Source organism: Pseudomonas rossensis, from assembly GCF_039888995.1.
GTDB lineage: Bacteria > Pseudomonadota > Gammaproteobacteria > Pseudomonadales > Pseudomonadaceae > Aquipseudomonas > Aquipseudomonas rossensis.
The window spans coordinates 83,731-105,260 of sequence record NZ_JBBWCB010000005.1; the positions used below are offsets into that span (position 1 = coordinate 83,731).

A 21,530-nucleotide genomic window follows, 5' to 3' on the forward strand; every position below is an offset into this window, starting at 1 on the left:
AATACAAAACGGTGTGTCAGCGGTAATCATCCACCGGAACACACGCACAAAACAGATTGCGGTCACCGTAGACATTGTCCACCCGGTTCACCACCGGCCAGTACTTATGCGCCTTGGTGTGGGCATCCGGCGTCACCGCCTGCTCGATGGTGTAGGGCCGCTCCCACACCCCGGTGATATCCGCCAGGGTATGCGGCGAACGTTTCAGCGGGTTGTCATCGGCCGGCCAGTTGCCGTTCTGCACCTCGGTGATTTCCGCGCGGATACTCAGCATCGCCCCGATAAACCGGTCCAGCTCTGCCTTCGATTCACTTTCGGTCGGTTCAACCATCAGCGTCCCCGGCACCGGGAACGACATGGTCGGCGCATGGAACCCGTAATCCATCAGCCGCTTGGCGACGTCCTCCTCGCTGATCCCGGTCAGCGCCTTGAGTGGCCGCAGATCAAGAATGCATTCGTGAGCCACCCGTTCGTTACGCCCGGTGTAAAGCACCGGAAACGCCCCGGACAAGTGTTGCGCCAGGTAATTCGCGGCGAGGATCGCCACCTCACTGGCATCCGCCAATTGCGGCCCCATCATCGCGATGTACATCCAGCTGATCGGCAGAATGCTCGCGCTGCCCCAAGGCGCCGCGCTGACTGCGCCGTTTTGCGCCAGCGGCCCGTCAATCGGCACCACCGGGTGATTGGCCACGAACGGCGCCAGATGCGCCCGCACACCACTCGGCCCCATGCCCGGCCCGCCGCCACCATGTGGAATGCAGAAGGTCTTGTGCAGGTTCATGTGGGACACGTCGGCGCCGATGTCCGCCGGGCGCGCCAGTCCGACCTGGGCGTTGAGGTTGGCGCCATCCATGTACACCTGGCCGCCGTGGCTGTGGATAACTTCGCAGATTTCGCTGATGCCTTCCTCGTACACGCCGTGGGTAGAAGGATACGTCGCCATCAGGCAGGCGAGTTTGTCGCCCGCCTCGGCTGCTTTGCCTTTGAGATCATCCAGATCAACGTTGCCCGCCTCGTCGCATTCGACGATCACCACGCGCATCCCGGCCATCTGCGCCGAAGCCGGATTGGTGCCGTGGGCCGAGGACGGGATCAGGCAAATATCCCGCGCGCCCTCATGACGACTCTCGTGATATTTGCGGATCGCCAGCAACCCGGCGTACTCGCCTTGGGCGCCAGAGTTGGGTTGCATACAGATCGCGTCGAAACCGGTAATCGCGCAGAGCCAACGCTCCAGTTCTTCGATCATCAGCGAATAACCGACCGCCTGCTCTTTCGGCACAAACGGGTGCAGGTTGGCGAACTGCGGCCACGTGATCGGGATCATCTCGCTGGTGGCATTGAGCTTCATGGTGCAGGAGCCCAGCGGGATCATCGATTGGTTGAGCGCCAGGTCCTTGTTCTCCAGTTGCTTGAGGTAGCGCAACATCTCGGTTTCGCTGTGATGGGCGCTGAACACCGGGTGGCGTAAATAAGGCGAGGTGCGCAGCAGACCTACGGGAATGCCGGAATCGAGGGCTTCAGCGTCCAGTTCCTCGACGTTAAGCCCATGATCGGCACCGAGGAACACATCAAACAACTTCGCGACGGTGGATTCGTCAGAGGTTTCGTCGAGGCTCAGTCCCAACTGCCCGCGCCCGAGAATGCGCAAATTGATCTGTGCAGCCTGGGCACTTTCGATGATTGCCGTCTGAGTACCACCGACCTCCAGCGTCAGCGTGTCGAAAAAGTGTTTATTAAGGCGGGTGATACCGTGGCGCTCCAGGCCAGCGGCAAGGATGCTGGTCAGCCGATGGACGCGCTGGGCAATGCGTTTAAGCCCTTCCGGACCGTGATAGACCGCATAGAAACTGGCAATGTTGGCCAGCAGCACTTGAGCCGTGCAGATGTTTGAGTTGGCCTTCTCCCGGCGGATATGTTGCTCGCGGGTTTGCAGGGCCATGCGCAGGGCGACATTGCCGCGAGCATCTTTCGACACGCCGATGATCCGCCCGGGAATCGCCCGTTTGTACTCATCGCGACTGGCAAAAAACGCCGCGTGCGGCCCGCCGTAACCCATGGGCACGCCGAAACGCTGGGATGAACCGAACACCACGTCGGCGCCCAACTCCCCCGGCGGCGTCAGTAACAGCAAACTCAGCAGGTCGGTTGCGACACACGCCAAGGCTTGCTGCGCATGCAGATGATCGATCAATGGACGAAGATCGCGGATCTCGCCGTGGGTATCGGGATACTGCAGCAGCGCGCCGAACACCTGGTGCTGTTTCAAGTTATCCACAGTGTCGATGATGAGTTCGAAGCCGAACCCTTCTGCCCGGGTCTGCACCACGGAAATGGTCTGCGGATGACAGTTTTCGTCGACGAAGAACAGATTGCTTCTGGACTTGGCGACACGCTTGGCCAGTGCCATGGCTTCCGCCGCCGCCGTGGCTTCGTCCAGCAACGAGGCGTTGGCCAGTTCCAGGCCCGTGAGGTCAATGGTCAATTGCTGAAAGTTCAACAGCGCTTCGAGCCGCCCTTGGGCGATCTCTGGTTGATACGGCGTGTACGCGGTGTACCAACCGGGATTTTCCAGCACGTTGCGCACAATGACGGTCGGCGTGAGGGTGCCGTGGTAGCCCATGCCGATCAGGCTGGTCCAGACCTGGTTTTGCTCAGCGTAACCGCGCAGTTTGGCCAGCGCGGCTTCTTCGTCGAGCGCGGGCGGCAGGTCGAGCGGCCTGTTCAGGCGGATTCCCGGCGGCACCGTCTGCTCGATCAACTCGACCCGGCTGCCGAGGCCGAGGCTGTCGAGCATCGCCTGTTGCTCGGCGGCATCGGGCCCGAGGTGGCGGCGAAGGAAGGCATTGGGGTCGCGTAACTGGCTCAAGGACGGCAACTGGGACATGACGGGCTCTCTCTTGACTGGCGCTCAACGTCGATGCAACACGGTCAAACCAGCATAGCAGTCGATGTCGCAGTGCCCTTGAACATCAAAAGATCGCAGCCTCGTTTCACTCGACAGCTCCTACATTGGAATGCGATCTTTTGATCCATGATCTGCAAGGCATAAAAAAGCCCCGACAAGTCGGGGCTTTGGGGATGACGCTAAACGCTTACTCGCCGATGGCGGCCTTGTAGCCAGCTGCATCGAGCAGCTTGTCCAGATCGCCAGCGTTGCTTGGCTTGAGCTTGAAGATCCAGGCACCGTACGGGTCGGAGTTGAGCAACTCAGGGTTAGCGCTCAGTTCTTCGTTGATGGCAATCACTTCACCGGCAACCGGGGAGTAGATGTCCGAAGCGGCTTTAACCGACTCCACCACACCGGATTGATCACCGGCAGCAAAGACTGTTCCGACTTCGGTCAGCTCAACGAACACCACGTCACCCAAGGCTTCCTGAGCGTGATCGCTGATGCCCACGGTGACGCTGCCATCGGCTTCGAGACGGGCCCACTCGTGACTTTCGGCAAAACGCAGGTCGGCTGGAATATCGCTCATGTTCTGTGTCCTCAAGAGAATTGTCAGCGGTCGTTGCCCGCCAGAAAAGGTTAGATCAAGGTTTTGCCATGGCGTACGAAGGTCGGTTTGACCACGCGGACCGGGTACCACTTGCCACGGATTTCCACTTCTGCGCGGTCGGCTGTCGCCATCGGCACGCGCGCCAGTGCTATCGACTTGCTAAGCGTAGGAGAGAAACTACCACTGGTGATCTCCCCTTCGCCAACATTGGCGATGCGGACTACTTGATGAGCGCGCAAAACCCCACGCTCCTCAAGGACCAGACCGACCAGTTTGTGCTGCACGCCACCCGCCCGCTCGGCTTCTAAAGCGCTGCGACCGATGAACTGGCGAGTGGCCGGTTCCCAGGCAATGCTCCAGGCCATGTTGGAGGCTAGCGGTGAAACGTCTTGGTGAATGTCCTGACCGTAGAGGTTCATGCCGGCTTCGACCCGCAGAGTATCGCGCGCGCCTAGGCCGATAGGCGAGATGCCCGCGCCCACCAGATCGTTAAAAAATCCTGGCGCTTGACTGGCCGGCAGAACGATTTCCAGGCCATCTTCGCCGGTGTAACCCGTGCGTGCGATGAACCAGTCACCATCGGCCTGGCCTTCGAAGGGCTTGAGCATCTGAATCAGGTTGCCGCGGGACTGGGTCACCAGTTCGGAAATTTTGTGCCGGGCCTGGGGACCTTGAATGGCCAGCATCGCCAGCTCGGAGCGCTCGTTGAGCCGCACCTTGAAACCATCGAGGTGAGCCTGCATCCAGGCGAGGTCCTGATTGCGGGTGGAGGCGTTGACCACCAGCCGATAACCATCCTCGAGACGGTAGACGATCATGTCGTCGACGATGCCGCCGCGCTCGTTGAGCATGGTGCTGTACAAGGCACGGCCAGGGCTGTGCAGACGTTCGACGTCATTGGCCAGCAAATGCTGGAGCCAGGCCTTGGCCTGAGGGCCGCTGACATCGATCACGGTCATGTGGGACACATCGAAAACCCCGCAATCGCGACGCACCTGATGGTGTTCCTCGACCTGCGAGCCGTAATGCAAAGGCATATCCCAACCGCCAAAATCGACCATCTTCGCGCCGAGGGCGAGATGAAGGTCATACAGAGGCGTGCGCTGTCCCATGGGTTTCTCCTTCCGGGCGTGGCGAAGGTGCGGGCCGGTGCTGCACGGGGTGAAAGCCTTGAAATACAAGGCTTCCAGCCGATTTCAGCTACCTGGTCTGTAGGACGGACCGCACCGAATGCCGCGCATTGTAGCCTCAAGGTGTAGGACTGGCACCTAGGCGTTTCGATGCGCCGAACGTCGAATCAATCCGATGACCGGTAACAGCCCGACCAAAACCAGCGTCAAGGCCGGCAACGAGGCCCTCGCCCACTCGCCTTCGCTGGTCATTTCGAAGATGCGCACCGCCAGCGTGTCCCAGCCAAACGGGCGCATCAGCAGGGTCGCGGGCATTTCCTTGAGCACATCGACGAACACCAGCAACCCAGCGCTCAACGTGCCGGGCAGCAATAACGGCAGATACACTTTGAAAAACAGTCGTGGCCCACTGACGCCAAGGCTACGTGCCGCTTCGGGCAAAGATGGCCGTATTCGCGCCAGACTGCTTTCCAGCGGCCCATATGCCACCGCGATGAAACGCACCAGATAGGCCAGCAACAACGCCGACAGGCTGCCCAGCAGCAATGGCTTGCCGGCGCCGCCCAACCAACCCGATAACGGGATCACCAGTTCGCGATCCAGGTAACTGAACGCCAGCATGATCGACACCGCCAGCACCGAACCCGGCAAGGCGTAGCCGAGGTTGGCCAGGCTGATGCCGGTGCGGATCGCTTGGGTCGGGGCCAGACGCCGGGCAAACGCCAGCACTAAAGCAACACTGACGGTGATCAGCGCCGCCATGCCGCCCAGGTACAACGTATGGACGATCAACCCTGCGTAACGCTCATCCAGGTCGAAGCGCCCGCGCTGCCAGAACCACACCATCAGTTGCAGCATCGGAATGACGAAGGCACACGCGAACACCAGAGCGCACCAACTCATGGCCGCCAGCGCTTTGAAACCGCGCAGGTGATACAGCGCCTTGACCCGAGGTCGTTCGTTGCTCGCCCGGTTGGCCCCGCGAGCACGGCGCTCGCCGTACAGCACGACCATCACCACCAGCAGCAACAGGCTGGCCAGTTGCGCGGCGGTGGAGAGGCTGAAAAATCCGTACCAGGTCTTGTAGATGGCGGTCGTGAACGTGTCGAAGTTGAACACCGACACCGCACCGAAATCCGCCAGTGTTTCCATCAACGCCAGCGCCACGCCAGCGCCGATGGCCGGGCGCGCCATGGGCAACGCGACTCGCCAGAACGCTTGCCACGGGGATTGCCCCAGGACTCGCGCCGCTTCCATCAAGCCTTTGCCCTGAGCCAGGAACGCGGTTCGCGCCAACAGGTAAACGTAGGGGTAGAAGACCAGCACCAGGACCAGAATCACGCCGCCAGTGGAGCGCACGCGCGGCAACCTCAAGCCCGAGCCGAACCATTCGCGCAACAGGGTTTGCACGGGGCCGGCAAAATCCAACAGGCCGACGAAGACGAATGCCAGCACGTAAGCGGGAATGGCGAATGGCAGCATCAGCGCCCAGTCCAGCCAACGCCGACCGGGGAATTCGCAGAGGCTGGTGAGCCAGGCGAGGCTCACACCCAAGAGCGTCACGCCGATACCGACGCCGAGTACGAGGGTCAGGGTATTGCCCAGCAGGCGCGGCATCTGGGTATCCCAGAGGTGGGACCAGATTTGATGATCGATGGCTTGCCATGACAACAGCAAAACGCTAAGTGGCAGCAGGACCAGCGCAGCGATGGCGAAGACCAGGGGGTACCAGCGGCGTTGGGCGGGGTGGGCCAATGAAAAGCTCTCTGCGGTGAAACAATGAAATGTACGTTAAACGCAAAAAGATCGCAGCCTGCGGCAGCTCCTACATTGGGATGCGGTACACCCGGTAGGAGCTGCCGCAGGCTGCGATCTTTTGCTCTTTAAAACAGCAGAGTCAGTTCCAGCCCGCCCGATCCATCATCCGAATCGCTTCAGCCTGACGCTTGCCGGCAATTTCCACAGGCAAGGTATCGGCGACAAACTTGCCCCAGCTCGCCACTTCTGCAGATGGCTGAACCGCAGGGTTGGCCGGGAACTCCTGGTTCACGTCAGCAAAGATCTTCTGTGCTTCAGGTGTGGTCATCCATTCCACCAAGGCCTTGGCCGCTTCCGGGTGCGGGGCGTGTTTGGTCAGGCCGATGCCCGACAGGTTCACGTGCACGCCACGGTCGCCCTGGTTCGGCCAGAACAACTTCACCGCCAGGTCAGGCTTCTGCTTGTGCAGACGACCGTAGTAGTACGTGTTGACGATACCGACGTCGCATTGACCCGCGTTGATTGCCTCCAACACCGCGATGTCATCCGAGAACACATCAGTGGACAGGTTACTCACCCAACCCTTGAGAATCTTCTCGGTTTTGTCAGCGCCGTGGACTTCGATCATGGTGGCGGTCAGGGACTGGTTGTAGACCTTCTTCGCCGTGCGCAGGCACAGGCGGCCTTCCCAGTTCTTGTCGGCCAGACCTTCGTAGGTGGTCAACTCACCGGGTTTCACCCGATCGGTGGAGTAAGCGATGGTCCTCGCCCGCAGGCTCAGGCCAGTCCAGGCATGGGCGGATGAGCGGTATTGCAGCGGGATGTTGGCGTCGATCACCTTGGAGGTGAACGGTTGCAGGATGCCCATTTGCTCGGCCTGCCAGAGGTTGCCGGCATCGACGGTCAGCAGCAGATCCGCGGTGGCGTTCTCGCCCTCGGCCTTGATCCGCTGCATCAGCGGCGCTTCCTTGTCGGTGATGAACTTCACCTGCACGCCGGTTTTCGCGGTGTAGGCATCGAAGACCGGTTTGATCAGCTCGTCGATACGCGAGGAGTAAACCACCACCTCGTCAGCGGCCTGGGCAGCAGCGCTGCCAATCAGGGTCAGGGCGAGCGCGGTCAGTAGACGCTTCGGTATCAACATGGGAGCGATCTCTCGGTTGAAAAAGTAAGGGCAAATGATATGGACTCACATTTACCTTCTCAATCGAACAGTTCGCGGAGGCGTTACCAGATGTTGCACCGCTGGAAATTTGCGGTGAATGTACCGGCCTCATCGCGAGCAAGCTCGCTCCCACAGGGGATCTTCAGTGTTCACAAACCCAATGTGGGAGCGAGCTTGCTCGCGATGGGGCCACTAGCCACACAGAAAACCTCAGGCCTTGGCGAGTGCCGGCAGATCCCCGGTCAACCCCAGCGCCTCACGCACGAACAGAGCCTTGGCTTCGGGCATTTGGTCGACCATCTTTAACCCGGCATTGCGCAACCAGCGAATCGGCAACGGATCAGCCTGAAACAGGCGCTCGAAGCCTTCCATCGCCGCCATCAACGCCAGGTTGTGGGGCATGCGTCGACGTTCGTAACGGCTGAGCACTTTCACATCCGCCAGACGCTCGCCACGCGTGGCCGCTTGCAACAGCACTTCCGCCAGCACGGCGGCATCGAGGAAACCAAGGTTCACGCCCTGCCCGGCCAGCGGGTGAATGGTGTGCGCCGCATCACCGATCAACGCCAAACCTTCAGCCACATAACGCTTGGCATGACGCTGCCGCAGCGGTACGCACAGACGCGGATCGGCGCTGAGCACCTTACCGAGTCGGCCTTCGAAGGCCCGCTCCAGCTCTTTGCAGAAACCGTCGTCATCCAGCGCCATCAGGCGTTCGGCTTCGCTCGGGGTGGTCGACCAGACGATCGAACACCAATCCTGCTGACCGTCACGCTCCAGCGGCAAAAACGCCAGCGGACCGTTGTCGGTGAAGCGCTGCCAGGCAGTCATTTGATGCGGCTTGGCGCTGCGCACGCTGGTGACAATCGCGTGGTGCATGTAGTCCCACTCGCGCGTCGCCATGCCGGTCAGACGCCGAACGGCGGAATTAGCGCCATCCGCCGCGATCACCAAAGGTGCGCGCAAGGTGCGGCCATCGGCCAGGGTCAGCAGCCACTCGTCGCCGGAGCGACGCATTTGCTCCAGGCGCGCGTTGGCCAACATTCCAAGATCGCAGTCGTGCAAGCGGTCGAGCAAGGCGTCCTGAACCACGCGGTTCTCGACGATATGCCCCAGCACGTCGGCATGCACACTGGTCGCCGAAAAGTGGATTTGCCCGGTGCCGCTGCCGTCCCAAACGTGCATGTCGGTGTAGGGGCTGCTGCGCCGATTGGCGATGCCGTCCCAAACGCCCAGACGCTCAAGAATCCGCTGGCTGGCCGTTGACAAGGCACTGACTCGCGGCTCGAACGAAGCCTGCCCATCGAAGGGTTTGACGCTCAGGGGGCTGCCGTCCAGCAGCAGGACTTCCAGCCCGCTGTCCTGCAACGCCAGCGCCAGGGTGCTACCGACCATTCCGGCCCCGACAATCAGCAGATCTGCGCGCATTTCCATGCTTTAAGCCTGTCTCGCTTGCGGCTTGAGCCGCACGTAAAGGGTTTTTCCGACAATGTACCGGTGACCGAGGTTCTCCAGCAGCATCAGCATGAAAAACGGATCGACCATCGAGTCGAGTCTTGCAGTCAGCCACTTAAGCATCGGGACGCGCACCCAAACCCATGGCCTGTCGCGCGAACCAGCGTTTGGCCGGCGGCAACAGATCGAGACCGAGCAGACCGATGTTACGGCCCAGGGACACCAACGGTTGAGTGCTGCCAAACAAACGGGTGACCTGATCGGAGAAACCCACTGTCAGGTTCTGATCCAGACGCTGACGCTCGCGGTAAGCCTGCAAGGTCGCAAAGTCGCCGGGAGATGTTTCGCTGGCCAGCAGCGCATCCGCCAGCGCTTGAGCATCACGCAGGGACAGGTTGAAACCTTGCCCTGCAATCGGGTGCAGGCTGTGAGCAGCGTTGCCGAGAATCGCCAGATGCGGACGCACCTGCTCTTCGGCTTCGATCAATGTCAGCGGGTACAAGTGCCGCGCGCCAACCTGCTTCAAAGTGCCGAGGCGATAACCGAACACGCCTTGCAACTCGCTGAGGAAGCTCTTTTCATCGAGGGCCGCCAGCCGTTGCGCGTCCATGCCCAATCGAGTCCAGACCAGTGCGCAGCGGTTTTCCGGCAACGGCAACAAGGCCATCGGCCCGTCATCGGTGAAACGCTCGAAGGCCATGCCGTTGTGCGCTTCACTCGGCGTGATGTTGGCAATCAACGCGCTCTGGTTGTACGGGCGCTTTTTGATACCGATCCCCAGTTGCTCGCGCAGGCCGGAACGGCCGCCATCAGCCAGCACCGCAAGATCGCATTCCAGAGTGATTTCGTCGTTGAGGGTCAGGCGATATCCATCGATCAGCGGCTCCATGCGCGTGACTTCCGCCGGGCAACGCCAGCTGATCACGTCCTTGTCCAGACCTTGCCAGAGGCATTGGCCAAGCCAGGCGTTTTCCACCACGTAACCCAGCGCCGGCACGCCCTCTTCCATCGCCGACAGTCGCGCGGTGGAGAAGCGTCCACGGTCGGAGACATGAATCTGCTTGATCGGCTCTGCGCGGCGGGAGATTTCCTGCCACACGCCCAACCGTTGATAAATCTGCTTGGCGCCGTAGGACAACGCCGAAGAACGGGCGTCATAGCTCGGTTGATAAGTATCGCCGGGGGCAAACGGCTCGATCAGCACGATCTTCCAGCCACGAGCCTTGGCTCCGGCCTGCAGTGCCAACGCCAGGCTGGCGCCGACCAGACCACCACCGATGATTGCCAGATTGACTCGACTCATGCCGCTTGTGTCCGCGCGGCGGCCATCAAGGCCTCAATCTCGGCGACCGTTTTCGGTACGCCTTTGGTCAGGATTTCACAGCCGCTTTTGGTGACCACTACGTCGTCCTCGATGCGCACGCCAATGCCGCGCCATTTCTTCGCTACGTTCTGGTTGTCCGGGGCAATGTAGATGCCCGGTTCCACAGTGAGCGCCATGCCGACTTCCAGCACACGCCATTCGCCGCCGACCTTGTATTCGCCAACGTCATGTACATCCATGCCCAGCCAGTGGCCGGCGCGGTGCATGTAAAACGCTTTATAGGCTTCGCTGGCGATCAACTCGTCGACGTCGCCCTGCAACAGGCCCAACTTCACCAGACCGGCAGTAATCACCCGGACTGTGGCTTCGTGGGCCTGATTCCAGTGTTTATTCGGGGCGATTTCGGCAAACGCGGCTTCTTGCGACGCCAGCACCAGCTCGTAGATCGCCTTCTGTTCCGCTGAATACTTGCCGTTGACCGGCCAGGTACGGGTGATGTCGCTGGCGTAGCAGTCGATCTCGCAACCGGCATCGATCAGCACCAGATCGCCGTCCTTGAGCACCGCGTCATTCTGCTGGTAATGCAGGATGCAGCTGTTGCGCCCAGCGGCGACGATCGAACCGTAGGCCGGCATTTTCGCCCCGCCCTTGCGAAATTCGTAGTCGAGCTCGGCTTCGAGGCTGAACTCATGCAGCCCCACACGACTGGCCTGCATCGCGCGGATGTGTGCCTGTGCGGAAATCCGTGCGGCTTCGCGCATCACCTTCACTTCTGCCGCCGATTTATACAGGCGCATATCGTGAAGCAGATGATCCAGGGCAACGAATTCGTTCGGCGGCTGGGCGCCAAGGTGCGCTTTAGAGCGGATCACGTTGATCCAGTCCATCAGGTGCCGGTCGAATTCCGGGTTGCTGCCCATGGCCGAATACACCCGGTCGCGACCTTCGATCAGGCCTGGCAGGATGTCGTCGATGTCGGTGATGGGGAAGGCGTCGTCGGCGCCAAAGTCGCGAATCGCGCCTTCCTGCCCGGCGCGCAGGCCGTCCCACAACTCCCGTTCGGCATTGCGTTCACGGCAGAACAGTATGTATTCGCCATGTAAGCGCCCAGGCATCAAAACGATGACCGCCTGAGGCTCGGGAAAACCGCTGAGGTACTGGAAGTCGCTGTCCTGACGGTAGACGTGCTCGACGTCACGGTTGCGGATCGCAACGGCGGCGGCGGGCAGGATGGCGATGCTGTTGGGTTCCATCTGCGCCATCAGGGCCTTGCGGCGACGGCTGTATTCCGATTTCGGGATATGAATCATGGGCAGATGGCTTTCCCTGGCACGCGATTAATGCAACGACGGTTTGGCGGCAGCCGGCGCGTCCGGCTTTTTGTTTTCGGTGAACAGCAGCAGCGGCGCGACGCGTAGGTACTCCATCACTTCCATGTAATCGCTTTCGCCGTCGTCGGACTCTTCCAGGGCGTCTTGCACCTGTGAAATAGCCGCCAGGTCCTGAAGTACTTCGGTGGCCTCGGTGCTCAGCATGCTGCTGTCACGGCAGTTCAGGCCAAAACCGCTGAGGAAACCTTGGCACCATTGGCCCAGTGCGGCGGCGCGGTCGGCCAGTGGCTCGTCATCGGTCGGCAGCAGCAGAACGACGGTCACGTCGTCGCCGGTGAGCTCGCCCTTGACCATCTCCTGCAAGCCGATCAAGGCGTTGCGAACATTATCCTGCGGCTCGCTTTCGAGCAGCTCGGCGGCGTCAATCAGCCAGCCTTCGGCATCGAAGCCGGCACCGGCGCAACTGCGACCGAGCAGCAGGCCATGCAGTTCGGCAGGCGAGACGTTATGACCGCTGGAAGTCAGCAGGGTGGCGAAGGCTTGGTACGGGGAATTCTGAATGGGCATGGGCAGCTAGGCGCCAGACGGCGCTATGTCTAGAATGAAGGCCTTGTATCCTACATCGACAGACTCGCCAAGACTATTAAAGGCTGTCCGCCAGCTACCACTCATCAAGCACAATTTAAGTGGACACAATGGAAGACACCGACCTGCAAGCGCTGATGGCCAGACTCGAACTGCTAATTAGCCGCGTCGAGCAACTAAAGAGTCAAAACGGACTCCTATTAGCTCAGGAAAAGACCTGGCGCGAGGAACGCGCTCACCTCATTGAAAAGAACGAAATCGCCCGGCGTAAGGTCGAATCAATGATTTCGCGCCTCAAGGCCCTGGAGCAAGACTCATGAGTTCAAGCAATAGCGTTACCGTGCAGATCCTCGATAAAGAATATTCGATCATCTGCCCGCAGGAAGAGCGCAGCAACCTGGTGAGCGCCGCCCGTTACCTGGACGGCAAGATGCGCGAAATCCGCAGCAGCGGCAAAGTCATCGGCGCCGATCGCATCGCCGTGATGGCCGCCCTGAACATCACCCACGATCTTCTGCACAAGGAAGAACGCCCGGATGTGCAGGCCAGCGGCTCGACCCGTGAGCAGGTTCGCGACCTGCTGGATCGCGTCGATCTGGTGCTCGCCACCGATCCGGACGTCACCAAGGGCTGAAACGCGAAACCGCTTGGGGTATACTCGCAACACTCCCTGGGGTGCTTGCCAGTTGGCGATGTCCCTGAGCCGATTTGCTATACCCTGGAGGTTGCACGTTGGGCTGGTGTGCATGTCCGCTAGACGGAAAGCCTTAAAGCCTACTGCATCTTCCACCTTGAACTTTCGGGTTCAAGGGCTAAGTCGACAGCGGTACATCCGGGGAGCCTGATTCCAGTCCGATGCCGGTTTAAATACCGGCATCGGCTTTTTTACGGGTACGCTTTATGTACCCGTACTGCCGAAGCCCGAATTCATGACCGAACCTGCGCTGCTGCCCCGCCCGCAACTTCGACGCATGCTGCGCAAGGCCCGCCGCGCCCTGACTCCCAGTCAGCAACGCCAGGCCGCTCGCGGGCTGTACAAGCAATTGGCCCAGCAGCCGCTGTTTCGCCGCGCAAAACATATCTCTCTCTATTTGCCCACTGACGGTGAAATCGACCCGCGTGTTTTGCTGCGTGCGGCTCAACGTCGGGGCAAGGCGACGTATCTGCCGGTGCTCAGCGCCTGGCCTCGAACCAAAATGGTGTTCCAGCGAATTCGCCCCGGCGAAAAACTGAAACCCAACCGCTTCCGTATTCTCGAACCCAGGCACAACCTCGCCCGGCAACGCAAAGTCTGGGCGCTCGATCTGGTGCTGTTGCCATTGGTGGGGTTTGATGATGTCGGCGGACGCCTGGGCATGGGCGGCGGTTTCTATGATCGAAGCCTGGCGTACCTGGCACGACGTAAAAACTGGCGCAAGCCGACGCTATTGGGGCTGGCCCATGAATGTCAGAAGGTCGAACGATTGGCTCAAGCGAGCTGGGATGTGCCGTTACAGGGAACGGTGACAGACAAGGCGCGGTATTTCGCCGGCTAGACGCCACTGGAATCAGCGGCGTCCGAAGAGATTCAGCGCTTGAAGGCCGAAGGCTGCTGTTGCTGTTGCTGTTGCTGTTGCTGCGCGATTTCGATCGGAGCGTCAGTCTTGTTGCTCCACAGGCTTTGGGCATAGCCAGTGGTCACGACGCCGAGGCCGAACAAAATAACCAAAATCCATAGTAAATCCGGTTTGCGTTTCATCGATTGCCCCCCAAAGGCACATCAACACGATGACAGCAGCGGTTTCCGTTGTAGGTGTAGGCCGTGCAGCAGCGTCAAGCTTAGAAGGCCGGCATTTTGCGACAACGTGAACCGACACGCAAACGCTGGCGTCAACCGACCGTCGGTTTGTCATAAAATTCCCCGACAACTTGCCCACCCACTTCGCAAGGAGCAAAAACCATGGCTTATTGGCTGATGAAATCCGAGCCCGACGAGCTCTCGATCAAGGGCCTGGAGACGCTTGGCAAGGCGCGCTGGGACGGGGTTCGCAACTACCAGGCGCGTAATTTTCTGCGGGCCATGGCCGTGGGCGACGAGTTTTTCTTCTATCACTCCAGCTGCCCCGAACCGGGGATCGCCGGGATCGGAAAGATTGTCGAAGCCGCGTATCCGGACCCGACGGCGCTGGAGCCGGAGAGTCATTACTACGATCCGAAGGCCACGGCAGAGAAAAACGCCTGGAGCGCGATCGATGTCGCGTATGTCGAGACGTTTCCCAAGGTGCTTAAGCTGGATTACCTGAAACAGCAGGCGGCGCTGGCCGAGATGCCGCTGGTGCAGAAAGGTTCGCGACTGTCGGTGATGCCGGTGACAGCCGAGCAGTGGGCGGCGGTGATTGCATTGCGCTGACGGACGCCAAAAGATCGCAGCCTCCGGCAGCTCCTACAGGAAACCGCGCTCGGCGTAGGAGCTGCCGAAGGCTGCGATCTTGGCAATCAATCAGACAAACCAAGACTCACTGGATAATGAGGTTGTTGAACAACAGATCCTCAACCACCGGTTTGCCGGTTTCGTCGTTCATGATTTGCTGGGTCTGCTTCAGGGCTTCCTGACGCAGCTTTTCCTTGGCCTCGACGTTGTTCATCGCTTCAGTGGTCTGCTGGGCAAACAGCGCCACCAGTTGATTACGAATCAACGGTTCGTTGGCTTTCACCAGTTTGGTCGCCTCATCACCGGTCACTCGCAACGCCACATCGGCCTTGTAGACCTTGAGCTTCGGCGTCCCGTCCAGCCCGTAGTTGCCCACGAACGGCGGGCTCAGGGTGATGTAATTGACCTTCGGAGCTGCACCTTCTTTGGCTTCTTCGGCCATCGCTGCCACAGGCAGAGACAGGGCCAGCAACAACATGATCCACGCTTTCACAATTCGCTCCTTATCCGGTTTGCGGCCTAGCATAACGACCCGCCGCTCAAGCACAAGCTTATGGCTGACTATCAGGGCCGGGCATGCTCGTTGACCCATCGACTCACACACCTACACTTATCGGCCATCACTCCCAAAGGAATAGCCCTGATGAAAGCCGTGCTGTGCAAAGCCTTCGGCCCTGCCGAATCGCTGGTGCTGGAAGATGTCGCCAGTCCTGTCGCGAAGAAGAATGAAATCCTGCTGGACGTGCACGCCGCCGGGGTGAATTTCCCGGACACGCTGATCATCGAGGGCAAATATCAGTTCAAGCCGCCCTTCCCGTTTTCCCCGGGCGGCGAAGCGGCTGGCGTGGTCAGCGAAGTAGGCGAAAAGGTCAGCCACCTCAAGGTTGGTGATCGTGTCATGGCGCTGACCGGCTGGGGCAGTTTTGCCGAACAGGTCGCGGTGCCGGGCTACAACGTGCTACCCATCCCGCCATCGATGGACTTCAACACCGCCGCCGCGTTCAGCATGACTTACGGCACGTCGATGCACGCGCTCAAGCAACGGGGCAACCTGCAACCGGGTGAAACCTTGCTGGTACTCGGTGCTTCCGGCGGTGTCGGTCTGGCCGCCGTGGAAATCGGCAAAGCCATGGGCGCCCGCGTGATCGCCGCCGCCAGCAGCGCCGAAAAACTCGCGGTGGCCAAGGCTGCCGGTGCCGATGAGCTGATTAACTACAGCGAAACCAGTCTCAAGGACGAAATCAAGCGCCTGACCGATGGCCAGGGCGCCGACGTGATCTACGATCCGGTGGGCGGCGACCTGTTCGACCAGGCCATCCGTGCCATCGCGTGGAACGGCCGCCTGCTGGTAGTCGGCTTCGCCAGCGGACGCATTCCCGAACTCCCCGTGAACCTCGCGTTGCTCAAAGGTGCAGCGGTGGTCGGCGTGTTCTGGGGCTCGTTCGCCCAGCGCCAGCCTCAAGACAACGCGGCGAACTTCCAGCAATTGTTTGGCTGGTTTGCCGAAGGCAAGTTGAAGCCGCTGGTGTCGCAGGTGTATCCACTGAGCAATGCGGCGCAGGCGATCAATGATCTTGGCCAGCGCAAAGCGGTTGGGAAAGTGGTGGTTCAAGTTCGCTGAGCCCAGTGCAGCGGTCTGGACTTCAAATGAAGTTTTCCAGACCGCTTTTTATTGTCCGGCACTAAAGCAACTTCCGAATATCCTCCGGCAGCAAACTCATGTACTTGCGGACAGGGCTCGCCCGGCAATCCCTGACGATTTTCGGTACCCGCTTATTCAGTTTGTGACTGAGAACAGGACGCCACGACTTCCCATTCATACGAAGGACATTTCCCAAAGCCTCGTCCTACCCTGGACCGAAATGCGGCATGTAGACCTGCAAGTAACGTTTCCCACAACGCCCTACATTTATACCTGAGCGACATGTTCATAAAAGAACATGCAATCTTCAGCATTTCCGCTATTTGGCCGATGCGAACCGGTGCTATTTTCGGTAACGAAACTGTAACATTCGCATCCGCAGTCAAAACAAGAAATCTGGAGCTCTTGAATGTTTGCTTTCTTTCGTCCTGCCGCACATCAGGCTCCATTGCCTGAAGAAAAAATAGACAACACCTACCGACGCCTTCGCTGGCAGATCTTCGCCGGCATTTTTATCGGCTACGCCGGCTATTACCTGCTGCGCAAAAACTTCTCCCTGGCCATGCCCTATCTGATCGAAGAGGGCTATACCCGCGGTGAGCTGGGCCTGGCGCTGTCGGCCATCGCCATTGCCTACGGCCTGTCCAAGTTCCTGATGGGCATCGTGTCCGACCGTTCCAATCCGCGTTTCTTCCTGCCCTTCGGCCTGTTGGTATCGGCCGGTGTGATGTTCATTTTCGGCTTCGCGCCCTGGGCGACGTCCAGCGTGACCATCATGTTCATCCTGCTCTTTATCAATGGCTGGGCTCAGGGCATGGGCTGGCCACCGAGTGGGCGGACGATGGTGCATTGGTGGTCGCAGAAGGAACGCGGCGGCGTAGTGTCCTTGTGGAACGTGGCGCATAACGTCGGTGGCGGCCTGATCGGCCCGCTGTTCCTGCTCGGCATGGGCCTGTTCAATGACTGGCACGCAGCGTTTTACGTGCCGGCGGCGGTCGCCATGGCGGTGGCGGTGTTTGCCTTTGTCACCATGCGCGACACCCCGCAATCGGTGGGCCTGCCGCCCATCGAGAAGTACAAGAACGACTACCCGGAAGGCTACGACGCCAGCCACGAAGAAGAATTCAGCGCCAAGGAAATCTTCGTCAAATACGTGCTACGCAACAAAATGCTCTGGTACATCGCCCTGGCCAACGTCTTCGTCTACCTGTTGCGCTACGGCGTGCTGGACTGGGCACCGACCTACCTCAAGGAAGCCAAAGGATTCAGCGTGGACAAAACCTCGTGGGCGTATTTCCTCTACGAGTGGGCAGGTATTCCGGGCACGCTGCTATGCGGCTGGATGTCGGACAAGATCTTCCGAGGCAACCGTGGCCTGACCGGCATGGTGTTCATGGCTTTGGTGACCGTGGCGACCCTGGTGTACTGGCTCAACCCGGCCGGCAACCCGACAGTCGACATGATCGCGCTCATCTCGATCGGCTTCCTGATTTACGGCCCGGTGATGCTGATCGGCCTGCAAGCGCTGGAATTGGCACCCAAGAAAGCCGCCGGTACGGCAGCGGGCTTCACGGGCCTGTTCGGTTATCTGGGGGGTTCGGTCGCGGCCAGTGCAGCGATGGGCTACACCGTGGACCACTTCGGCTGGGATGGCGGTTTCGTGCTGCTGATCGGCGCATGCTTACTGGCGATGGCCTTCCTGGCCCCGACGCTGTGGCACAAACAAGTCGCCAGTCAGAGCCGCGAAGCAATCGCCTGATCGGCCTTTGATTTGCAGCGCTTGAGCCGCGCCTCCAGATTCCGGTCTGGCATGGCGTGGCTACGCAGGGCGTGGGCGGTCTGCTCGACATAATCGCGAGTCGTGCCGTAACGCCCGCAAGCGTTTTCGAACACGTGGCTCAGCACGTGATCCGGCAAGTTGCCCGCATAGCTGGGCAGATGCCGCTCCAATACAAACCCCAACGCCTGAACCTGACTTCCGTCTTCAAGACGGCAGTTGAGCCAGTGTGGGCGATAGGACGGGAATGGCATTTCGCGCTGCCAAAGTGCGTAAAGAGAGGCTTCAAGTTGTTCTTCAGGCAAGCGATAGGCGAAGCCGCTGCAAGAACCACCGCGATCCAGGCCGAATACCAGCCCAGGCACTTCGGGCGTGCCGCGATGTTCGTGGGACCACAAATACAAACCGCGATGGTAGCCATGTACACGACCGCGCACTCGCTCCACCGCTGCGCATTCGGGACGCCAGATCAGCGAACCGTAAGCGAACAGCCACACCGGCCCGCCCTTGTGGCTCGCCATTGTCGACTGCATTGAGCTGAGCAATTGTTCGTGCGTGAGCTGCGGCCCCAGATCGAGCCGCGGAGGGTAAGCCAGATTCAAAAAAGCAGATTCAATGGCGCTCATGGCGATTAGCGTTCAGCTCCCCGCGGGTGAAGAATTACTTAATAGAACGCACCGCTGTAACAATAAGGCACATATGTTTTAAGGCAATTTAAGTGCCATGGCACAGTTCTTAAATAATTGCCTGGATGACATATAACCTACCGGCATTTATATCATTTTATAAATACCGATCGGCTATATAGGGAGTTATAACGATTAAGATCGCGGATCAAGATCGCGGATCAAGATCGCGGATCAAGATCGCGGATCAAGATCGCGGATCAAGATCGCGGATCAAGATCGCGGAGCGTACGCAAACACGTCGGCACGCATCTGATGCGCATCCATCCCGGCTTCGACCAAAGCATCCAGTGTGCCGTAGACCATGGCCGGAGAGCCGCTGGCGTAGACATGCAAGGGTTTCAGATCCGGGAAGTCCTCACACACTGCCTCATGCAGCATCCCGCAGCGCCCCTGCCAGCCGCATTGATCGCTGACGACTTTATGCAGGAATAGATTGGGCAGTTTCAGCCATTCATCCCAATGTTCGATTGCATAAAAATCTTCAGGACGACGCACGCCCCAATACAGATGCACCGGATGTTTGAAGCCCGTAGCTCGGCAATGTTCGATCAGGCTATGGATCTGGCCCATGCCGGTGCCCGCAGCGATCAGCACCAGCGGACCCTCCGGCAGTTCCGCCAGATGGGTGTCGCCGAACGGCATTTCGATCCGCACCATCGGGTTGCGTTGCAACTGGTGGATCAGGCTCAGCGCACTGCTTTCGCGCGCCAGTACATGGATTTCCAGATCGCGCCCGCCATGCGGCGCCGAGGCCAGGGAGAACGCGGATTTCTCACCGTTCTCGCGCTCGATCATCAAGTACTGACCGGCGTGATAACGCAGCGGCTTGCCGGCCGGCGCTCGCAGACGCACACGCCAGGTATCGCCGCCGACGTCCCTGCATTCAATGACCTGACACGACAAGCTGCGCACCGGCAATTCTCCCAGCGCGAGCACGCCATCCCACAGCACGATGCAGTCTTCCAGCGGCTCTGCAATGCAAGTGTAGAACTCGCCATGGTCGCGCACACCGCCTTCCTGTTCGACCCGCCCTTCCACCAGCAGTGCGGCGCACACGTGGCAATTGCCGTTTCGACAGCTTTGCGGGCATTCATAGCCCAGACGCCGCGCGCCATCGAGAATCCGCTCGCCGGGCAGAATCTGTAGCACTGCTCCGGAGGGCTGCAAGGTTACACGCATCAATCTATTCCTAACTGATTCCAGATGGCATCGATCCGCTGGGTAACGGCTTCGTCCTTGACGATCACCCGGCCCCACTCGCGAGTGGTTTCGCCCGGCCATTTATGCGTGGCATCGAGCCCCATCTTCGAACCCAGGCCGGAAACCGGCGAGGCGAAGTCCAGGTAATCGATCGGCGTGTTGTCGATCATCACCGTATCGCGCTTGGGGTCCATGCGCGTGGTGATGGCCCAGATCACGTCGTTCCAGTCGCGTGCGTTGATATCGTCGTCACAGACGATAACGAACTTGGTGTACATGAACTGTCGCAAAAACGACCAGACACCGAGCATTACCCGCTTGGCATGGCCGGGATACGACTTCTTCATGGTCACGATGGCCATGCGGTACGAGCAGCCTTCGGGCGGCAGGTAGAAGTCGGTGATCTCGGGGAACTGCTTCTGCAGGATCGGCACGAACACTTCGTTCAGCGCCACGCCGAGAATCGCCGGCTCATCCGGCGGACGGCCAGTGTAGGTGCTGTGATAAATCGGTTTGATGCGATGGGTGATGCGCTCGACGGTGAACACCGGAAAGCTGTCGACTTCGTTGTAGTAGCCGGTGTGGTCGCCGTACGGGCCTTCATCAGCCATTTCGCCCGGATGGATCACGCCTTCAAGGATGATCTCGGCGGTCGCCGGGACCTGCAAGTCGTTGCCACGGCACTTCACCAACTCGGTGCGGTTGCCGCGCAACAAGCCCGCGAAAGCGTATTCGGAAAGGCTGTCCGGCACAGGAGTCACCGCGCCGAGAATGGTCGCTGGGTCAGCACCCAGCGCCACGGACACCGGGAACGGCTGGCCAGGATGCTTCTCGCACCACTCGCGGTAATCCAGCGCGCCGCCACGGTGACTGAGCCAGCGCATGATGACCTTGTTGCGGCCGATCACTTGTTGACGGTAGATGCCGAGGTTCTGGCGATCCTTGTTCGGGCCTTTGGTGACGGTCAGGCCCCAGGTGATCAGCGGGCCGACGTCGCCCGGCCAGCAGGTCTGCACCGGCAGCATCGCGAGGTCGACGTCGTCGCCTTCGATGACCACTTCCTGGCAGACCGCGTCTTTGACCACCTTCGGTGCCATGGCGATGATCTTGCGGAAGATCGGCAGCTTGGACCAGGCATCCTTCAGGCCTTTCGGCGGCTCGGGCTCCTTGAGGAACGCCAGCAGCTTGCCGATCTCGCGCAATTCGCTGACCGCTTCAGCGCCCATGCCCAGCGCCACGCGCTCGGGGGTGCCGAACAGGTTGCCGAGCACCGGGATGTCATAACCCGTGGGCTTTTCGAAAAGCAGGGCCGGACCTTTGGCACGCAGGGTGCGGTCGCAGACCTCGGTCATTTCGAGCACTGGGGACACCGGAACCTGGATGCGCTTGAGTTCGCCGCGCTTTTCCAGGCCGCTGATAAAGTCGCGCAAGTCGCGATACTGCATGCGTGAGCCTCGTGTTGGCCGTGCCGTTCGGGGGTGGCAGTTTAGCGCCGAACCCCTCTATTCAGAACCACGAACTGCTGGTTCAGCAAAAATCAGATAGCAAAAAGCCGGGTTTC

At 60.0% G+C, this 21,530-nt stretch carries 21 protein-coding genes and 1 other RNA gene; 7 read left to right on the forward strand and 15 right to left on the reverse strand.

Annotated features, from left to right (window positions below; translation table 11 throughout):
- Positions 1-16 precede the first annotated feature (16 nt).
- The 10 genes from gcvP to WLY71_RS03185 all read right to left on the reverse strand — a co-directional run bounded on the left by gcvP (position 17) and on the right by WLY71_RS03185 (position 12,233).
- Positions 17-2,890, reverse strand: coding sequence for an aminomethyl-transferring glycine dehydrogenase (gcvP, locus tag WLY71_RS03140; RefSeq protein WP_347802463.1), 2,874 nt, complete (start codon positions 2,888-2,890; stop codon positions 17-19).
- Between the two features lie 208 nt (positions 2,891-3,098).
- Positions 3,099-3,482, reverse strand: coding sequence for a glycine cleavage system protein GcvH (gcvH, locus tag WLY71_RS03145; protein ID WP_074871817.1), 384 nt, complete (start codon positions 3,480-3,482; stop codon positions 3,099-3,101).
- Positions 3,483-3,532: 50 nt separating this feature from the next.
- Complete coding sequence (gcvT, locus tag WLY71_RS03150; protein ID WP_347802464.1) at positions 3,533-4,615, reverse strand: glycine cleavage system aminomethyltransferase GcvT; 1,083 nt, start codon at positions 4,613-4,615, stop codon at positions 3,533-3,535.
- Between the two features lie 156 nt (positions 4,616-4,771).
- Complete coding sequence (locus tag WLY71_RS03155) at positions 4,772-6,388, reverse strand: ABC transporter permease (RefSeq protein WP_347802465.1); 1,617 nt, start codon at positions 6,386-6,388, stop codon at positions 4,772-4,774.
- A 142-nt stretch (positions 6,389-6,530) separates the two neighbouring features.
- The gene (locus tag WLY71_RS03160) at positions 6,531-7,535 is read right to left on the reverse strand and encodes an extracellular solute-binding protein (protein WP_347802466.1); all 1,005 of its coding nucleotides are present in this window, start codon (positions 7,533-7,535) and stop codon (positions 6,531-6,533) included.
- A 231-nt stretch (positions 7,536-7,766) separates the two neighbouring features.
- A complete protein-coding gene (locus WLY71_RS03165) occupies positions 7,767-8,984 on the reverse strand; it encodes a 2-octaprenyl-3-methyl-6-methoxy-1,4-benzoquinol hydroxylase (protein WP_347802494.1) in 1,218 nt (405 codons plus the stop codon).
- Positions 8,985-8,993: 9 nt separating this feature from the next.
- Complete coding sequence (locus WLY71_RS03170) at positions 8,994-9,134, reverse strand: hypothetical protein (protein WP_347802495.1); 141 nt, start codon at positions 9,132-9,134, stop codon at positions 8,994-8,996.
- Positions 9,127-10,314: a 2-octaprenyl-6-methoxyphenyl hydroxylase gene (gene ubiH, locus WLY71_RS03175; RefSeq protein ID WP_347802467.1), complete on the reverse strand. Its 1,188-nt coding sequence runs from the start codon at positions 10,312-10,314 to the stop codon at positions 9,127-9,129. Before ubiH ends, WLY71_RS03170 begins: the two co-directional genes overlap by 8 nt.
- The gene (gene pepP, locus WLY71_RS03180; RefSeq protein WP_347802468.1) at positions 10,311-11,645 is read right to left on the reverse strand and encodes a Xaa-Pro aminopeptidase; all 1,335 of its coding nucleotides are present in this window, start codon (positions 11,643-11,645) and stop codon (positions 10,311-10,313) included. The genes ubiH and pepP overlap by 4 nt, the downstream gene beginning before the upstream one ends.
- A gap of 27 nt (positions 11,646-11,672) precedes the next feature.
- A complete protein-coding gene (locus tag WLY71_RS03185; RefSeq protein WP_347802469.1) occupies positions 11,673-12,233 on the reverse strand; it encodes a YecA/YgfB family protein in 561 nt (186 codons plus the stop codon).
- Positions 12,234-12,361: 128 nt separating this feature from the next.
- Between WLY71_RS03185 and WLY71_RS03190 the strand changes: the two genes are divergently transcribed.
- From WLY71_RS03190 to WLY71_RS03205, 4 genes are all read left to right on the forward strand, one after another.
- Positions 12,362-12,571, forward strand: coding sequence for a TIGR02449 family protein (locus WLY71_RS03190; RefSeq protein WP_007942437.1), 210 nt, complete (start codon positions 12,362-12,364; stop codon positions 12,569-12,571).
- Positions 12,568-12,885, forward strand: a complete 318-nt coding sequence (locus WLY71_RS03195) for a cell division protein ZapA (protein ID WP_007942435.1) — start codon at positions 12,568-12,570, stop codon at positions 12,883-12,885. Before WLY71_RS03190 ends, WLY71_RS03195 begins: the two co-directional genes overlap by 4 nt.
- 30 nt (positions 12,886-12,915) lie before the next feature.
- A non-coding RNA gene (ssrS, locus tag WLY71_RS03200) (6S RNA) lies at positions 12,916-13,094 on the forward strand.
- Between the two features lie 86 nt (positions 13,095-13,180).
- Positions 13,181-13,786 carry a 5-formyltetrahydrofolate cyclo-ligase gene (locus WLY71_RS03205; protein WP_140675317.1) on the forward strand — a complete coding sequence of 202 codons (606 nt, stop codon included), beginning with the start codon at positions 13,181-13,183 and terminating at the stop codon, positions 13,784-13,786.
- 32 nt (positions 13,787-13,818) lie between these two features.
- Here WLY71_RS03205 and WLY71_RS03210 read toward each other — a convergent pair whose 3' ends face one another.
- Positions 13,819-13,989, reverse strand: a complete 171-nt coding sequence (locus WLY71_RS03210) for a hypothetical protein (RefSeq protein ID WP_347802470.1) — start codon at positions 13,987-13,989, stop codon at positions 13,819-13,821.
- A gap of 201 nt (positions 13,990-14,190) precedes the next feature.
- On the opposite strand from WLY71_RS03210, the gene WLY71_RS03215 reads away from it, so the two are divergent.
- Positions 14,191-14,640, forward strand: coding sequence for an EVE domain-containing protein (locus tag WLY71_RS03215; RefSeq protein ID WP_347802471.1), 450 nt, complete (start codon positions 14,191-14,193; stop codon positions 14,638-14,640).
- Between the two features lie 106 nt (positions 14,641-14,746).
- Here WLY71_RS03215 and WLY71_RS03220 read toward each other — a convergent pair whose 3' ends face one another.
- A complete protein-coding gene (locus WLY71_RS03220) occupies positions 14,747-15,154 on the reverse strand; it encodes a flagellar basal body-associated protein FliL (protein WP_033060630.1) in 408 nt (135 codons plus the stop codon).
- A 150-nt stretch (positions 15,155-15,304) separates the two neighbouring features.
- On the opposite strand from WLY71_RS03220, the gene WLY71_RS03225 reads away from it, so the two are divergent.
- The gene (locus WLY71_RS03225; protein ID WP_008150352.1) at positions 15,305-16,282 is read left to right on the forward strand and encodes an NADPH:quinone oxidoreductase family protein; all 978 of its coding nucleotides are present in this window, start codon (positions 15,305-15,307) and stop codon (positions 16,280-16,282) included.
- A gap of 430 nt (positions 16,283-16,712) precedes the next feature.
- Entirely contained in the window at positions 16,713-18,062 is a 1,350-nt protein-coding gene (gene glpT / locus WLY71_RS03230) for a glycerol-3-phosphate transporter (RefSeq protein WP_347802472.1), read from the forward strand.
- Here the strand turns inward: glpT and WLY71_RS03235 are convergent.
- The 3 genes from WLY71_RS03235 to ubiD form a co-directional block, all read right to left on the reverse strand.
- Positions 18,038-18,706, reverse strand: a complete 669-nt coding sequence (locus WLY71_RS03235; protein ID WP_347802473.1) for a gamma-glutamylcyclotransferase — start codon at positions 18,704-18,706, stop codon at positions 18,038-18,040. The genes glpT and WLY71_RS03235 overlap by 25 nt on opposite strands.
- Positions 18,707-18,979: 273 nt before the next feature.
- Positions 18,980-19,948 carry a CDP-6-deoxy-delta-3,4-glucoseen reductase gene (locus WLY71_RS03240; protein ID WP_347802474.1) on the reverse strand — a complete coding sequence of 323 codons (969 nt, stop codon included), beginning with the start codon at positions 19,946-19,948 and terminating at the stop codon, positions 18,980-18,982.
- Positions 19,948-21,414, reverse strand: coding sequence for a 4-hydroxy-3-polyprenylbenzoate decarboxylase (gene ubiD, locus WLY71_RS03245; protein WP_046045118.1), 1,467 nt, complete (start codon positions 21,412-21,414; stop codon positions 19,948-19,950). Before ubiD ends, WLY71_RS03240 begins: the two co-directional genes overlap by 1 nt.
- Positions 21,415-21,530: the final 116 nt, after the last annotated feature.